Source organism: Klebsiella sp. RCJ4, assembly GCF_009025755.1.
GTDB lineage: Bacteria > Pseudomonadota > Gammaproteobacteria > Enterobacterales > Enterobacteriaceae > Klebsiella > Klebsiella michiganensis.
Genome location: NZ_WCIN01000046.1, coordinates 147,198 through 161,416, shown reverse-complemented (window position 1 = coordinate 161,416; position 14,219 = coordinate 147,198). Strand labels below are relative to the sequence as shown.

General features: G+C 58.6%; 17 protein-coding genes. 12 read left to right on the top strand and 5 right to left on the bottom strand.

The annotated features are described in order from the left end of the window. Window positions 1-149 precede the first annotated feature (149 nt). Genes rutA through rutG form a run of 7 tightly spaced genes read left to right on the top strand, consistent with a single transcriptional unit; the run spans window position 150 to window position 5,571 of the window. On the top strand, window positions 150-1,241 hold the full coding sequence (gene rutA, locus F8562_RS26630; protein WP_014228799.1) for a pyrimidine utilization protein A: 1,092 nt from the start codon (window positions 150-152) through the stop codon (window positions 1,239-1,241). Beyond that, window positions 1,241-1,951 carry a pyrimidine utilization protein B gene (rutB, locus tag F8562_RS26625; RefSeq protein WP_004849808.1) on the top strand — a complete coding sequence of 237 codons (711 nt, stop codon included), beginning with the start codon at window positions 1,241-1,243 and terminating at the stop codon, window positions 1,949-1,951. The genes rutA and rutB overlap by 1 nt, the downstream gene beginning before the upstream one ends. Next, complete coding sequence (rutC, locus tag F8562_RS26620) at window positions 1,944-2,336, top strand: pyrimidine utilization protein C (RefSeq protein WP_004131297.1); 393 nt, start codon at window positions 1,944-1,946, stop codon at window positions 2,334-2,336. Before rutB ends, rutC begins: the two co-directional genes overlap by 8 nt. Then, window positions 2,333-3,136, top strand: a complete 804-nt coding sequence (gene rutD / locus F8562_RS26615) for a pyrimidine utilization protein D (RefSeq protein ID WP_014838061.1) — start codon at window positions 2,333-2,335, stop codon at window positions 3,134-3,136. The genes rutC and rutD overlap by 4 nt, the downstream gene beginning before the upstream one ends. Then, window positions 3,133-3,723 (top strand): malonic semialdehyde reductase, encoded by a 591-nt coding sequence (locus tag F8562_RS26610; RefSeq protein ID WP_014838060.1) that lies wholly within the window; start codon window positions 3,133-3,135, stop codon window positions 3,721-3,723. Before rutD ends, F8562_RS26610 begins: the two co-directional genes overlap by 4 nt. A 9-nt stretch (window positions 3,724-3,732) precedes the next feature. Then, window positions 3,733-4,227, top strand: a complete 495-nt coding sequence (rutF, locus tag F8562_RS26605; protein WP_014838059.1) for an NADH-dependent FMN reductase RutF — start codon at window positions 3,733-3,735, stop codon at window positions 4,225-4,227. 21 nt (window positions 4,228-4,248) lie between these two features. After that, window positions 4,249-5,571, top strand: coding sequence for a pyrimidine utilization transport protein G (gene rutG / locus F8562_RS26600; protein ID WP_009653397.1), 1,323 nt, complete (start codon window positions 4,249-4,251; stop codon window positions 5,569-5,571). A gap of 235 nt (window positions 5,572-5,806) precedes the next feature. Here the strand turns inward: rutG and F8562_RS26590 are convergent, their stop codons facing one another. After that, window positions 5,807-5,980 (bottom strand): general stress protein, encoded by a 174-nt coding sequence (locus F8562_RS26590; RefSeq protein WP_004131287.1) that lies wholly within the window; start codon window positions 5,978-5,980, stop codon window positions 5,807-5,809. Between the two features lie 374 nt (window positions 5,981-6,354). Between F8562_RS26590 and wrbA the strand changes: the two genes are divergently transcribed. Then, window positions 6,355-6,951, top strand: coding sequence for an NAD(P)H:quinone oxidoreductase (gene wrbA, locus F8562_RS26585; protein WP_004100968.1), 597 nt, complete (start codon window positions 6,355-6,357; stop codon window positions 6,949-6,951). A 20-nt stretch (window positions 6,952-6,971) separates the two neighbouring features. Further along, a complete protein-coding gene (locus F8562_RS26580) occupies window positions 6,972-7,199 on the top strand; it encodes a YccJ family protein (RefSeq protein ID WP_014228794.1) in 228 nt (75 codons plus the stop codon). A gap of 139 nt (window positions 7,200-7,338) precedes the next feature. On the opposite strand, the gene agp is transcribed toward F8562_RS26580, so the two are convergent. Beyond that, window positions 7,339-8,586: a bifunctional glucose-1-phosphatase/inositol phosphatase gene (gene agp / locus F8562_RS26575; RefSeq protein WP_014838058.1), complete on the bottom strand. Its 1,248-nt coding sequence runs from the start codon at window positions 8,584-8,586 to the stop codon at window positions 7,339-7,341. Between the two features lie 139 nt (window positions 8,587-8,725). After that, on the bottom strand, window positions 8,726-8,950 hold the full coding sequence (locus F8562_RS26570; RefSeq protein WP_014838057.1) for a hypothetical protein: 225 nt from the start codon (window positions 8,948-8,950) through the stop codon (window positions 8,726-8,728). A 271-nt stretch (window positions 8,951-9,221) separates the two neighbouring features. Here F8562_RS26570 and F8562_RS26565 point away from each other — a divergent pair, with 271 nt between their 5' ends. Beyond that, window positions 9,222-9,344: a small membrane protein gene (locus F8562_RS26565; protein WP_004849777.1), complete on the top strand. Its 123-nt coding sequence runs from the start codon at window positions 9,222-9,224 to the stop codon at window positions 9,342-9,344. 122 nt (window positions 9,345-9,466) lie between these two features. Here the strand turns inward: F8562_RS26565 and F8562_RS26560 are convergent, their stop codons facing one another. Beyond that, on the bottom strand, window positions 9,467-10,858 hold the full coding sequence (locus tag F8562_RS26560) for an APC family permease (RefSeq protein WP_014838056.1): 1,392 nt from the start codon (window positions 10,856-10,858) through the stop codon (window positions 9,467-9,469). A gap of 352 nt (window positions 10,859-11,210) precedes the next feature. Then, window positions 11,211-12,629, bottom strand: coding sequence for a glutamate-putrescine ligase (puuA, locus tag F8562_RS26550; RefSeq protein ID WP_004849770.1), 1,419 nt, complete (start codon window positions 12,627-12,629; stop codon window positions 11,211-11,213). Between the two features lie 224 nt (window positions 12,630-12,853). Here puuA and puuD point away from each other — a divergent pair, with 224 nt between their 5' ends. Further along, the gene (gene puuD / locus F8562_RS26545; protein WP_014838055.1) at window positions 12,854-13,606 is read left to right on the top strand and encodes a gamma-glutamyl-gamma-aminobutyrate hydrolase; all 753 of its coding nucleotides are present in this window, start codon (window positions 12,854-12,856) and stop codon (window positions 13,604-13,606) included. 25 nt (window positions 13,607-13,631) lie between these two features. After that, window positions 13,632-14,189 carry an HTH-type transcriptional regulator PuuR gene (puuR, locus tag F8562_RS26540; protein WP_004849766.1) on the top strand — a complete coding sequence of 186 codons (558 nt, stop codon included), beginning with the start codon at window positions 13,632-13,634 and terminating at the stop codon, window positions 14,187-14,189. Window positions 14,190-14,219 lie beyond the last annotated feature (30 nt).

Sequence of the window (14,219 nt, the reverse complement as noted above, 5' to 3'; positions counted from 1 at the left end):
ATTTTCGGCAACCATCCAGCAACACCTTAATAACATTAGCCTTTGCAAAACTGGCATCGCCTTTGCTTTATCTTTCAGGCGAGGTGATTGAGGGAGATGCAGGATGCAGCGCCGCGCCTTCTTGTTCAACGACATGCAGAGAGGTAGGTATGAAAATTGGTGTCTTCGTTCCGATTGGTAATAACGGCTGGCTGATTTCCACCCATGCTCCCCAGTACATGCCGACGTTTGAGCTCAATAAGGCCATCGTGCAAAAAGCCGAACACTACGGCTTCGATTTCGCGCTGTCGATGATTAAACTGCGCGGCTTCGGCGGCAAGACCGAATTCTGGGATCATAATCTGGAGTCCTTCACCCTGATGGCCGGACTGGCGGCCGTCACTTCGCGCATTCAGATCTACGCCACCGCCGCCACGCTGACGCTGCCCCCGGCGATCGTCGCGCGCATGGCCTCGACTATCGACTCTATCTCCGGCGGCCGCTTTGGCGTCAATCTGGTCACCGGCTGGCAAAAGCCTGAATACGAGCAGATGGGCATCTGGCCGGGCGACGACTACTTCGCCAGCCGCTACGACTATCTCACCGAATATGTCCAGGTGCTGCGCGACCTGTGGGGAACCGGGCGCAGCGACTTTAAAGGCGACTACTTCACCATGAACGACTGCCGCGTCAGCCCACAGCCGTCGCAGCCGATGAAAGTGATCTGCGCCGGGCAAAGCGACGCCGGTATGGCGTTCTCCGCCCGGCACGCTGACTACAACTTCTGCTTCGGCAAAGGGGTCAACACCCCTGCCGCCTTCGCCCCCACCGCCGCGCGGATGATGGAGGCGGCGGAAAAAACCGGCCGCGACGTCGGTTCCTACGTCCTGTTCATGGTGATTGCCGACGAAACCGACGAGGCGGCCCGCGCCAAATGGGAGCATTACAAAGCCGGCGCCGATGACGAAGCGCTGGCGTGGCTTACCGAACAGAGCCAGAAAGACACCCGCTCCGGCAGCGACACCAACGTGCGCCAGATGGCCGATCCCACCTCGGCGGTCAACATCAATATGGGCACCCTTGTCGGCTCTTACGCCAGCGTCGCCCGCATGCTCGACGAAGTGGCGGCGGTCCCCGGCACCGACGGCGTGCTGCTGACGTTTGATGATTTCCTTATCGGTATCGAAGCCTTTGGTCAGCGCATTCAGCCGCTGATGCGCTGCCGCGACCATATCGCCACCATGACTCAAGAGGTTGCCTGATGATTACCCTGCCCGCTCGCCCGGAATCCCTGACCTTTGCGCCGCAGCAGAGCGCGCTGATCGTTGTCGATATGCAGAACGCCTACGCCAGCCAGGGCGGCTATCTCGACCTCGCCGGATTTGACGTTTCCGCCACCCGCCCGGTTATCGACAATATCAACGTCGCCGTGGCCGCCGCGCGCGCCGCCGGGATGCTGATTATCTGGTTCCAGAACGGCTGGGACGACCAGTACGTGGAGGCCGGCGGCCCCGGTTCGCCGAATTTTCATAAATCCAACGCGCTGAAAACCATGCGAAAGAACCCGGAGCTGCAGGGCAAGCTGCTGGCGAAAGGCGGCTGGGACTATCAGCTGGTCGATCAGCTTAAGCCGCAGCCCGGCGATATCGTGCTACCGAAACCGCGCTACAGCGGCTTCTTTAACACCGCGCTCGACAGCATTCTGCGCAGCCGCGGCATCCGCCATCTGATCTTTACCGGTATTGCCACCAACGTCTGCGTGGAATCGACCCTGCGCGACGGCTTCTTCCTCGAGTATTTCGGTATCGTGCTGGAAGACGCCACCCATCAGGCCGGTCCGGCGTTCGCCCAGCAGGCGGCGCTGTTCAATATCGAAACCTTCTTTGGCTGGGTCAGCGATGTCGCCAGCTTCTGTACCGCCCTTGAGCCCGCCGCGCCGCGCGCCTTTTCCGAGGAGAAACGTTATGCCTAAACAGGTGATTATTCCGCCAGGCACCACCACGCCTATCGCCCCGTTTGTCCCGGGCACGCTGGCCGACGGCGTGGTTTACGTCTCCGGCACCCTGCCGTTTGATAAGCAAAACAACGTGGTTTATATCGGCGACCCAAAGGCGCAAACCCGCCACGTGCTGGAAACCATCAAGAGCGTTATCGAGACGGCGGGGGGCAGTATGGCGGATGTGACCTTCAACAGCATCTTTATCACCGACTGGAAAAACTACGCCGCGATTAATGAGGTCTACGCGGAGTTCTTCCCCGGCGACAAACCGGCGCGTTTCTGTATTCAGTGCGGGCTGGTGAAGCCCGATGCGCTGGTGGAAATAGCCACCGTCGCGCATATCGGGAAGCCGGCATGATGAAGCTAAATGTCTCCCCGGCGCCTTATCCGGGCGCGCCGGTGGTGGTTCTGAGCGCCGGGCTCGGCGGCGCGGGCGGCTACTGGCTACCGCAGCGGGCGGCGCTCGAACCGTACTATCAGCTGGTGAGCTATGACCATAACGGCACCGGTGAAAACGGCGGCCCCCTGCCCGTCGGCTACAGCATGGCGGCCATGGCGCAGGAGCTTAACGCGGCGCTGCAGGCGGCGGGGATTGTGCGTTTTGCGCTGGTCGGCCACGCCCTGGGCGCGCTGATCGGTCTGCAGCTGGCGCTGGACCATCCCGAAGCGATAAGCGCCCTGGTGCTGGTGAACGGCTGGCTGACGCTCTCCCCGCATACCCGCCGCTGCTTTCTGGTGCGCGAACGCCTGCTGCACGCGGGCGGCGCGCAGGCGTGGGTAGAAGCGCAGCCGCTGTTCCTCTATCCGGCGGAGTGGATGGCTTCTCGCCTGCCGCGGCTGGAGGCCGAAGACGCGCTCGCCATCAGCCATTTCCAGGGCAAAGAGAATTTACTGAAAAGGCTGAACGCCCTCAAGCAGGCCGACTTTTCGCGGCGGGCGGCAGCGATAACCTGCCCGACGCTGATTATCAGCGCCGCTGACGATCTGCTGGTCCCGGCCTCCTGCTCCCGCGTGCTGCAGGCGGCAATCCCCGGCAGCCAGCTGGCGGAAATGGCCTGGGGCGGCCACGCCTGCAACGTTACCGATACCGCCACCTTTAACCCTATTTTATGCGACGGGCTGGCCGCGATGCTGCCCGTCCCCCAGGAGAACCTATGAGCGAAGCCATTAGCCCGGCCGCCTGCGCCGCGCTGTTTACCGAGGCCCGAACCCACAACGGCTGGCTGGACAGGCCGGTCAGCGACGAGCAGCTGCGTGAAATCTACGCCTTGCTGAAAATGGGACCGACCTCCGCTAACTGCTCCCCGGCGCGCTTCGTTTTCATCCGCACGCCGGAAGGCAAAGAGAAGCTGCGCCCGGCTCTGTCGAGCGGCAACGTTGCGAAGACCCTGCAGGCGCCGGTCACCGCTATCGTCGCCTGGGACAGCGCGTTCTATGACCGGCTGCCGGAGCTGTTCCCTCACGGCGACGCCCGCAGCTGGTTTACCTCCAGCCCGCAGATGGTGGAAGAGACCGCCTTTCGCAACGGTTCATTGCAGGCGGCGTACCTGATTTTCGCCTGCCGCGCGCTGGGTCTGGACACCGGCCCCATGTCGGGCTTTGACCGCGAAAAAGTCGATGCGGCGTTTTTTGCCGACGGCGCCTGGAAAAGCAACCTGCTGGTTAATATCGGCTACGGCGATCCCGGCAAGCTGTACGCTCGCCTGCCGCGTCTGCCTTTTGATGATGCCTGCCAGCTGGCATAAGGAGCCCGCATGTCTACTGCCGATAAACAAAGCTTTCGCGACGCCATGGCCCAAGTCGGGGCGGCGGTCAACATCATCACCACCGATGGTCCCGCAGGCCGCGCCGGCTTTACCGCCAGCGCCGTCTGCAGCGTTACCGACGCGCCGCCCACGCTGCTGGTGTGCCTGAATCGTTCCGCCTCGGTATGGCCGATCTTCAGCCAGCACCAGGCCCTGTGCGTTAATACCCTGGCGGCCGGTCAGGAAGGACTCTCGAACCTTTTCGGCGGTAAAACGCCGATGGCGGAGCGCTTCGCCGCCGCCGACTGGCAAACCGGCGCGACCGGCTGTCCGCGTCTGGAAGCGGCGCTGGTCAGCTTCGACTGCCGTATCAGCCAGATCGTCAGCGTCGGAACTCACGACATCCTGTTTTGCGAAGTGGCGGCGATTGTACGCCATCCGGAACCGCGCGGACTGATGTGGTTCGACCGCGGCTACCACACGCTGATGCGTCCAGCCTGTTAACCCTAAACCCAGGATCTCATCATGGCTCTCTTCGATTTTCCTCGCTGGCAGTTAACCTCCCCCTCCGCCGCGTCCGGCGTCGTGGCCCCCGATGAACGGCTGTCGGTCGGGCAAACCGTGGTGATGGGCGTTCAGCACGCGGTGGCGATGTTTGGCGCGACCGTCCTGATGCCAATCCTGATGGGGCTGGATCCCAATCTGTCGATCCTGATGTCCGGCATCGGCACCCTGCTGTTCTTTTTGGTTACCGGCGGGCGCGTGCCGAGCTACCTTGGCTCCAGCGCCGCCTTTGTCGGCGTGGTCATCGCCGTTACCGGCTTCAACGGCCAGGGGCTTAACCCGCACCTTAGCGTCGCGCTGGGCGGCATTATCCTCTGCGGGCTGGTTTATACCCTGATTGGCCTTGTGGTGATGAAAATCGGCACCCGCTGGATTGAGCGGCTGATGCCGCCGGTAGTCACCGGCGCGGTGGTCATGGCGATAGGCCTTAACCTCGCGCCAATCGCGGTACGCAGCGTATCAGCAACGCCGTTCGACGGTTGGATGGCGGTGCTGACGGTGCTGTGCATCGGCCTGGTCGCGGTGTTTACCCGCGGGATGCTGCAGCGGCTGCTGATCCTCGTCGGGCTGATTATCGCCTGCGCGCTGTACGCCTTGCTGGCCAACGGCCTCGGGCTGGGCAAGCCGCTGGATTTTAGCCTGCTTGAGCAGGCGGCGTGGTTCGGTTTGCCGCAGATGACCGCCCCGACCTTTAACGGCCAGGCAATGATGCTGATCGCTCCCGTGGCGGTGATTCTGGTGGCGGAAAACCTCGGCCACCTGAAGGCGGTTGCCGGGATGACCGGGCGCAATATGGACCCGTATATGGGCCGCGCGTTCGTCGGCGACGGACTGGCAACAATGCTCTCCGGCTCGGTTGGCGGCAGCGGCGTGACCACCTACGCGGAGAATATCGGCGTGATGGCGGTCACCAAAGTGTACTCGACGCTGGTGTTCGTCGCGGCGGCGCTGATTGCGATGCTGCTTGGGTTTTCACCGAAATTCGGCGCGCTGATCCATACCATTCCGGGACCGGTGATCGGCGGCGCATCAATTGTGGTGTTCGGCCTGATTGCCGTCGCGGGCGCGCGAATTTGGGTGCAGAACCGCGTGGATTTGAGCCAGAACGCAAATCTGATTATGGTGGCGGTGACGCTGGTGCTGGGGGCGGGCGACTTCGCGCTTTCGCTCGGCGGCTTTACCCTCGGCGGCATCGGGACGGCCACCTTCGGCGCGATCCTGCTCCACGCTCTGCTTAACCGCCGTCCGCGTGAGGCCGGGCAAACCAACGTCACCCCGGTATGAAAGCGTGCAACGCCAGCAGACCCGTACCGGGAAATCCCCGGTCGCGCTGCGCTTACCGGGGCTACAAAACAGCGTCACCCCGTAGCCCGGCTAAGGCGTTTACGCCGCGAGCCGGGCGTTCCTCCCGCTTAGCGGAACCTGCAAAGCGGAAAAAAAACCGCCGACGTGACGTCGGCGGCGAGGGTGATGGGGTCGGGCCCGGGAGATTAACCCCCATCAGCAACAATCCGGCGCGCTAGCTTTCGCGGCTACCATGACTGTTTTTGCCCCCTTTCTTGCCCGCTTCGGAAGCGCGTTGAGGATCGTTTTTAAAGTTCCCCCCGCTATGCTGGCCACCTTTACGACCTGCTTCTGATGCTCTTTCACGGTCTTCGGCAAAGTTGCCGGCACCGCCACGATGGTTTGCCATTACTGACCTCCATTTAGGTTAGACATCATGCTGCATTAGGTGAAACACGAGGCTCTGGCCTCCGCGATACGGGTTGCGTATCACGTGCTTTTAAGGTTAGCGAAGGAAAGCCGTGCCGGGTGGATATCGTCACATTCTGAAATAGATTTTGTATAAGAACTGCCGCTATTGCGCCGGACGCGCGCTAAGCGACTCTTATGACAGCCTAAAATAGCGCCGCTGAAGATGTATCTTTTTGCAACAGCCCTGAATGTTAGCAATGTTGTTATAAATCAAATAAATGATTGTTGCATTTGCACTCTTCGCCAGAGGTCTTATCTTTAAAGGTAGCCAGTCGACTGGCTGGCTCATAACGCAACCGAGGAGTGATGCAAATGGCTAAGATTCTGGTGCTTTATTATTCCATGTACGGACACATTGAGACCATGGCGCATGCCGTCGCCGAAGGAGCAAATAAGGTAGATGGCGTTGAAGTGGTCGTGAAGCGCGTGCCGGAAACCATGCAGGCAGAGGTTTTTGCCAAAGCAGGCGGGAAAACGCAAAACGCGCCCGTCGCCACGCCGCAGGAGCTGGCTGAGTACGACGCCATCATCTTTGGTACCCCAACCCGTTTCGGCAATATGTCCGGACAGATGCGCACCTTTCTCGATCAGACCGGCGGCCTGTGGGCGTCCGGAGCGCTGTACGGCAAACTGGCCAGCGTATTCAGCTCAACCGGTACCGGCGGCGGTCAGGAGCAAACCATCACCTCAACCTGGACCACGCTTGCCCACCACGGGATGATTATTGTACCGATTGGCTACGGCGCCCAGGAGCTGTTTGATGTCTCGCAGGTTCGCGGCGGCACGCCTTACGGCGCCACCACCATTGCCGGCGGCGACGGCTCACGCCAGCCAAGTGAAGAAGAATTAGCCATTGCCCGCTATCAGGGGCAACACGTTGCGGGTCTGGCAGTGAAATTACACGGTTAATCTTCAGCAGGAGGACAAGCATGCCGAATCAAGAAACAAAGGCCCACCGCGTGGGTGAATGGGCCAGTCTGCGCAATACGTCTCCCGAAATTGCCGAGGCGATTTTTGAATTAGCCAATTACGATGAAAAGCTGGCGGAGAAAATCTGGGAAGAAGGCAGCGATGAAGTCCTGCCCCTCGCCTTCGCCAAAACCGACAAAGACTCCCTGTTCTGGGGCGAACAAACTATCGAACGCAAGAACGTGTAGCCGGGACAGGTACGCAGTACCGCCTCCGGGAGTTCTTGCATGAGCTTCCCGGAGGCGGGGCGTTGCGCCTGTTCGGGCTACAAGACAAGGCTAAACATCGGCAGCAAGACCCGGATTGCTCCGGGTTTTTTATACTCTGCTACTTCGTGGCCTCGGCCATCGCTTTTTTAAAGGTGTCCATCGGACAGAAGCCGTTGTCATCGACCGGACAACCGTTTAGCGCCAGCGTCACCCGCTGCGGCGGCGATTGCAGGGTCAGCGCATCGGCATTGCGCAGCTGTTCGGTACTTTGATACACGTACTCAATCTTCATCAAGTCGCGATTGCCGCTCTTATCATGCCAGCGCTGGAACACCAGCTTGCCGCCGATGGGCGTACGTTCGTACTGGTTGTGCAGCTGATAAGGTTTAAAATCCAGCGCCGTCAGCAGCGAGGCGATATTGGAATCGTGCCCCACCAGCAGCGTGACTTTCGCCGCTTTCGCCGCGTCGCCCACCAGCGCGTTATCGATATATTTCACCAGCGGTTTAGCCACGTTGCGCGCCACTTCCGGCGAGGTGAAGAGACTGTCCTGATAGCCGTTTTTCAGCTTCGACAGCACCTGCCACTGCTTATCGCTGGCGATTTCGCCCCACGCCACCTGGTCTTTCGGGAAACCTTCGTAATATTGCAGCGTAAAGGCGTCAACCAGCGAGTTGCCGACTTTAAGCGGCCCGGAAACGCCCGGCTCCTGCTGATATTTGGCGCTAAAGGTATCTTTCGCATCGCTCAGCGAGCACTGCTGCTTCTCTTTGCAGGACGGGGAGTTACGGTAGTCGGTCATCTCCTCCAGCAGCTTATAGCTTTCGCTCAGCTGCATCCCCTGCCGCTCTTTCTCCATCGCCTGCACCGCCTTTTCGCTAAACGCGGCGGAATCGTCGACGATCACCGGATTAAACGTCGGGTCCATGGTGCCCATTTTTTCCTGATGGTGCACGGTCACGCCGCAGCCGGGAAACGCGCCGGTGATAAAGAACTGCGCGGTGGCGACGGTGCGCTGCAGGCTATTGGCATAGGCGTAGACCGCGTTCTCCGGCGGGCATTCGCCGCTGGTCACCAGCCCCTGCTGCGCCAGCCATTCGCGCATATAGTGCCCCATATACACTTCCAGCACCCCGCCCTTGGTGGTCAGCTGGCCGCCGGGGACATCCCACTCAGGCCAGGACTTCGGCGTTGATTGCTCCAGCACGCTGCCGTTGTTCGCCAGCGGCGCGCGCAGGTTATGGCGGCTCATGATCAGCACCTGCTGAAGCTGGTACCCCTCCGGTGCCGCCTGTTCCTGCGCCTGGACGCCGGCGGAGAGTAAAATAACGCCGGTGACGGCGGCAGCGAGTAGACTTTTTCTCATCCCTTAATCCTCAGTCAGTGATTATCATCGCCTTAATTGTGACAAATTTATGACATTTTTCCGGGCAATGGCTCGCAAAGTGCGGAAAGAAATACGCTTTCCGCCAGAACGAAAGGAGGCTGAAATCAGAGGGAGGGCGTTACTCCGGTAGCGGTACCGCCGCCAGCGTGCAGATAGCCGCATGCTTGCCGCCGCGATGGTCGACGATCTGCACTTTATCGCCGGCTTTTTTTCCTTCGCAGGGTTTTAACACCTGCTCGACAATACGTTCACGAATTGACGGATGCCCGGCGTCAGCCAGGCTATGGAATGAAGTCAGAATCAACAACGGCCCAATAAGACCGATGATATGCTTGTTAAACATTTATTACTCTCAACCCTATTTAAGCGGGCCAAGGGTAGCAGCCTGTGGGACTCTCGTCTGTAAATTCGCTTAAACGAGTGTAACCCGTTCATTTTTTCACCACGCCTTTGCTTTACTCTTCACATTTATTCATGTAAATAATAATTTCAGTGTATTGCTGGCAGTCTATTCTCGTCTGATTCATCGGGTCATCTTTAAGAAATATCCCGATGCTATTATCTCGATATCACGGTATTTTTTCTTCATGTTAAACATAACATTAGGTTAATCTATGTCAGGTATCCTGCTCTTTATCGTCGCGGTGGTTTTGCTGGGAGTAGCCATCTTCAGCCTGGTCTCCTATGTGAAGGATCGGCGCTCTGCACAGCTGCCAACTCATAAGAAAAAGAAATAATACGTCCTCACTATTCTTACCTTCTGCCCCTGCTATCTCCTCCCGAGCGCCTGATTTCAAACGAGAATGACAAAAAAGAAGGCAGGCTCAATCGCCTGCCTTTGTATCGGCGTAAAAAATCGTTACGATTCCCAGGCCTGTTCCGCCTTGGCGCCGTCAAACTGCGGCGGCGGCTTGCGGAAGCGGCGGGTCAGATACGTCAGATACAGCAGCCCGAGGCCCGCCCATATCAGACCCAGCGTCAGCGAGGTCGCCTCCAGGTTAATCCACAGTACGCCCACCGTTAGCGCGCCCACCATCGGCAAAAGCAGATAGTGAAAGCGATCTTTCCAGGTTTTGTTAAAACCTTTACGCCGCCAGAAGTGGTTAAATACCGACAGGTTAACGAAGGTAAACGCCACCAGCGCGCCAAAGTTAATCAGCGCCGTGGCGGTGACCAGGTCAAAGAACAGCGCCGACAGCGCGACAATCCCCACCATGATCACATTCAGCGCCGGGGTACGCCATTTCGGATGGACGTAGCCGAAAATGCGCTCCGGGAAAACGTTATCGCGGCCCATGACGTACAGCAGCCGTGACACGCTGGCGTGCGAAGCCAGGCCTGAGGCCAGGGTATTCACAAACGTCGTGCACAGGAAAATCGACTGGAACAGCTTGCCGCCAACGTAGAGGGCGATCTCCGGCAGCGCCGCGTCCGGGTCTTTAAAACGGCTAATATCGGGGAAAAAGAGCTGCATAAAGAACGAGGCGGCGATAAAAATCACCCCACCGTAGACCGCAGTAAGGAAAATGGCCTTCGGGATCACCCGCGCGGCGTCCGGCGTCTCTTCGGAAAGCGTGGTCACCGCATCGAAACCGAGGAACGAAAAGCAGACTATCGTCGCCCCGGTAATGATCGGAATCAGGTGCGCATTCTGGCTAATAAACGGCTGGAGCGACCAGACGGTGCCCACCCCTTCCCCTTTATGCAACCCCTGCACCACCAGCACGATAAAGACCACCATAATCGAGATCTGCACCAGCACGAACAGGGTGTTGAAGTTCGCCACCAGGTTGACGCTTTTCAGGTTCGCCGCGGTGAGAATAGCCACAAACGTCACCACCCACACCCAGGGCGGCACGTCCGGAAACAGCGCGGAAAGATAAATCTTCGCCAGCAGCACGTTGATCATCGGCAGGAATAGATAATCCAGCAGCGATGACCAGCCCACCATAAAACCGACGTGCGGGCTGATCGACTTCTGCGCATAGGTATAGGCCGAGCCCGCCTGCGGAAACTGGCGCACCAGCTTGCCGTAGCTGATGGCGGTAAACAGCACCCCGGCCAGCGCCAGCAGATAGGACGCCGGGACGTGGCCGTTGCTGATGCCGGAGACGATGCCGAAAGTATCGAAAACCGTCATCGGCGTCAGATAGGCGAGGCCCATCATCACCACCTGCCACAGCTTGAGAGACTTGCGCAGGCGCGGTTTTTCCGCCCCGGAGGCGTTATCGAGAGAGGGATTAATAGCCATAGCCATTTCCCCCGCTGCACACCTGGGTTTGCGGTCGTAGAGACCGGGAAACCAACCTGCTTCGCAACGGGGTTAATGGCAAATCAAAAGGTAAAAAGAACCGACGAGCGGCGGTGGCGACGCATTCCATGCGGCCATGACGGCCCCCTTCTCCCTGCGGATATTTAAACATCTGCATCATTTCCTACCTCGTTACACACTGTGTCGTTAACTGAAGCCCCGTTGCCGCCTGCGCTCCTTAACGCGACATCCGGGAATGGCTGGGCTCCCAGCAAAAACGTCCGACCAGGCTCCGCTCAGGCCGCATGATGCTACTCGTGATAATGCTAAAGCGCCCCTCGCGGGGCGAAAATCAGGCGTTTTTCAACATCCACTCGATTTCAGTTTCTGTGATCAGACGCTCAAACTGCAGTAATTCGTCATTTTTACAGGCGTGATAAACGTGGCAGAAGCGTTCGCCAAGCCGCTCGCGCAGATGATCGTTTTGCATAAACTCCCACAGCGCATCGCTCTGGCGAATCGGGAACGGCAGCCCCTCCTGCTCGAGGCCGTTGCCCTCCACCTCTTCCTGTAACGGCAGCGGATTATCCAGACCGTGGAGGATGCCGGCAAAAATCGCCGCCATCACCAGATACGGGTTGGCGTCCGCCCCGGCCACGCGATACTCGACGCGGTGATTGTGCCGATCGCCGCACGGAATGCGCAGCGCCACCGTCCGGTTGTTGTGCCCCCACGACGCCTGAGTCGGCACGTACATTCCCGGCTGGAAACGACGATACGAGTTCACGTTCGGCGCCAGCAGCGCCATCGACGCCGGCATCAGGTCAATCATCCCGGCGAGCGCGCGTTTTAACATCGCGGAATCTTCGCCGTCCGCGTCCGCCAGCACGTTCTCGCCTTTGTTGTTCTGCATGCTGATATGGATATGCATCCCGCTACCGGCGTGCTCTTCATAGGGTTTCGCCATAAAAGTGGCGTGCATCTTATGCTTCTCCGCCATCAAACGCACGAGACGTTTTAACGCCAGCGCATCATCGCAGGCGTCGAGCACGTTATCGGTATGGTGGAGGTTGATTTCAAACTGGCCGGGAGAGGCTTCCGCCACCGCGCCGTCGGCGGGGATCAGCTGGAGCTGGGCGATCTCATCGATTTCGTTAAGCACGTCGGCAAAGTGGTTGAGGTTGTCGACGGAGTAAACCTGGCTTTGGGTATTGCGATCGCCGGTTCCCGGCGCGCACGGCGGCTGCAGGTAACCTTCCGCGTCGCGCTTGCGGTCAAGTAAATAGAACTCCAGCTCTACCGCTACCACGGGGAACAGCCCGCGCTGGCGCAGCTGCTGCCAGAGCCGGTTCAGCACGTTCCGCGGCTCAACGTCAAAGGGAGCGCCATCTTCATCAACCATGGTCAGCAGAACCTGACCAATGTATTCCGGGTCCGCCGCCGACGGGGTTAAAGTTCCCAGCACCGGCACGCAGGTGCGGTCCGGTTCGCCCATCTCCTGGCCGAGCCCCGCCTCTTCCACCACGTTGCCGAGAATATCCATCGCAAACACCGAAGCCGGGAAATAGCACCCCTTCTCCAGCTTGCTCAGGCTGGACACCGGGATCCGCTTACCGCGGAAGCAGCCGTTCAGGTCGGTTAGCAGCACATCAACGTATTGCGTATTGGGGTAACGCTCGAGGTAGCGCTTCACTTCCCAGGTGAATGCGCTGACCCGTCTCTCTTCCGACTGCTGAACAAAATTCTCAACTTCTACGATATTGGTTTCCATGATTCACCGCCGTTGTTTTAGTTTCGGACCCTGAATGGCACTGTTAAATATAATGTCCACCCTTCGAATGTGTATGCAAACAAATTGTTTGTCAAATGTTAAATTAAGTTTGCAAAGGGCTATATCCGCTGCTAGATTGAGAAAATATTGAACGAAATGGCCGTTTTACCCGCTAATCCGGTCATAATTTAGTCCACTTTGTGAGGGCGATCATGGAAAATATAATGTACAAGCCAGTTATTGGCGTAGTGATGTGTCGAAACAGGCTTAAGGGTCACCAGACCCAGACTCTGCAAGAGAAGTACCTGAACGCGATTGTGAACGCCGGCGGCGTGCCGATTGCCCTGCCGCACGCGCTGGCCGAGCCGGAACTGCTTTCTGCGCTACTGCCGAAACTGGACGGCATTTATCTGCCCGGCAGCCCGAGCAACGTACAGCCGCACCTTTATGGTGAAAACGGCGATGAGCCTGACGCCGATCCCGGGCGTGATCTTCTGAGCATGGCGCTGATCGACGCCGCGCTCGAAAGGCGCATCCCCATTTTCGCCATCTGCCGTGGACTACAGGAACTGGTTGTCGCCACCGGCGGGACTCTGTATCGTCGTCTGTTCGAGCAGCCTGAGCTTCTTGAGCACCGCGAAGACCCCGAACTTCCCGTCGAGCAGCAATACGCGCCCTCGCATGAAGTTCAGGTTCAGCAAGGAGGATTACTTTCTCAGTTAATACCGGGCTGCAACACGTTTTGGGTAAACTCGTTACACGGGCAGGGAGCAAAAACGACGGGTCCACGGCTGCGCGTGGAGGCGCGTTCTCCGGACGGGCTGGTGGAAGCGGTCAGCGTTAACGACCACCCTTTCGCCCTCGGCGTGCAGTGGCATCCTGAATGGAACAGTAGCGAATACGCCCTGTCGCGAATGTTGTTTGAAGGTTTTATCACCGCCTGTCAGAGCTATATTGCTGAAAAACAGCGACTCTGACCACTACCGTTAAGGAAATGCAAATATGAGCGATGACGGACTGGCGCCAGGGAAACGTCTGTCAGAGATCCGCCAACAGCTGGGTCTCTCACAGCGTCGTGCCGCCGAACTGTCTGGGTTAACACATAGTGCCATCAGCACCATAGAGCAGGACAAAGTCAGTCCTGCGATCAGTACGCTGCAAAAGCTGCTGAAAGTCTACGGGCTGTCGCTCTCGGAATTCTTTTCTGAACCAGAAAAACCGGCTGAACCGCAGGTGGTTATCAATCAGGACGATCTGATTGAAATCGGCAGTCAGGGGGTGTCGATGAAGCTGGTTCATAATGGCAATCCGAACCGCACGCTGGCGATGATTTTTGAAACGTACCAGCCTGGAACCACAACCGGGGAGAGGATCAAGCATCAGGGTGAGGAGATAGGCACCATACTGGAAGGTGAAGTCGTGCTGACCATCAACGGTCAGGCGTATCATCTGGTGGCTGGGCAAAGCTATGCCATTAACACCGGCATACCGCATAGCTTCAGCAACACCTCGGCGGGTATCTGCCGAATTATCAGCGCCCATACCCCCACCACATTCTGATTTTTTCGCCTGAGGTTTTCTCAGGCTTTC

Coding starts and splice junctions, on each gene's coding strand:
- F8562_RS26580 (WP_014228794.1), top strand. CDS start 6,972: ATGCCGAATCAAGAAACAAAGGCCCACCGCGTGGGTGAATGGGCCAGT.
- F8562_RS26590 (WP_004131287.1), bottom strand. CDS start 5,980: ATGGCAAACCATCGTGGCGGTGCCGGCAACTTTGCCGAAGACCGTGAA.
- puuD (WP_014838055.1), top strand. CDS start 12,854: ATGTACAAGCCAGTTATTGGCGTAGTGATGTGTCGAAACAGGCTTAAG.
- rutG (WP_009653397.1), top strand. CDS start 4,249: ATGGCTCTCTTCGATTTTCCTCGCTGGCAGTTAACCTCCCCCTCCGCC.
- F8562_RS26565 (WP_004849777.1), top strand. CDS start 9,222: ATGTCAGGTATCCTGCTCTTTATCGTCGCGGTGGTTTTGCTGGGAGTA.
- rutB (WP_004849808.1), top strand. CDS start 1,241: ATGATTACCCTGCCCGCTCGCCCGGAATCCCTGACCTTTGCGCCGCAG.
- rutD (WP_014838061.1), top strand. CDS start 2,333: ATGATGAAGCTAAATGTCTCCCCGGCGCCTTATCCGGGCGCGCCGGTG.
- rutC (WP_004131297.1), top strand. CDS start 1,944: ATGCCTAAACAGGTGATTATTCCGCCAGGCACCACCACGCCTATCGCC.
- wrbA (WP_004100968.1), top strand. CDS start 6,355: ATGGCTAAGATTCTGGTGCTTTATTATTCCATGTACGGACACATTGAG.
- F8562_RS26570 (WP_014838057.1), bottom strand. CDS start 8,950: ATGTTTAACAAGCATATCATCGGTCTTATTGGGCCGTTGTTGATTCTG.
- rutF (WP_014838059.1), top strand. CDS start 3,733: ATGTCTACTGCCGATAAACAAAGCTTTCGCGACGCCATGGCCCAAGTC.
- F8562_RS26560 (WP_014838056.1), bottom strand. CDS start 10,858: ATGGCTATTAATCCCTCTCTCGATAACGCCTCCGGGGCGGAAAAACCG.
- F8562_RS26610 (WP_014838060.1), top strand. CDS start 3,133: ATGAGCGAAGCCATTAGCCCGGCCGCCTGCGCCGCGCTGTTTACCGAG.
- agp (WP_014838058.1), bottom strand. CDS start 8,586: ATGAGAAAAAGTCTACTCGCTGCCGCCGTCACCGGCGTTATTTTACTC.
- rutA (WP_014228799.1), top strand. CDS start 150: ATGAAAATTGGTGTCTTCGTTCCGATTGGTAATAACGGCTGGCTGATT.
- puuR (WP_004849766.1), top strand. CDS start 13,632: ATGAGCGATGACGGACTGGCGCCAGGGAAACGTCTGTCAGAGATCCGC.
- puuA (WP_004849770.1), bottom strand. CDS start 12,629: ATGGAAACCAATATCGTAGAAGTTGAGAATTTTGTTCAGCAGTCGGAA.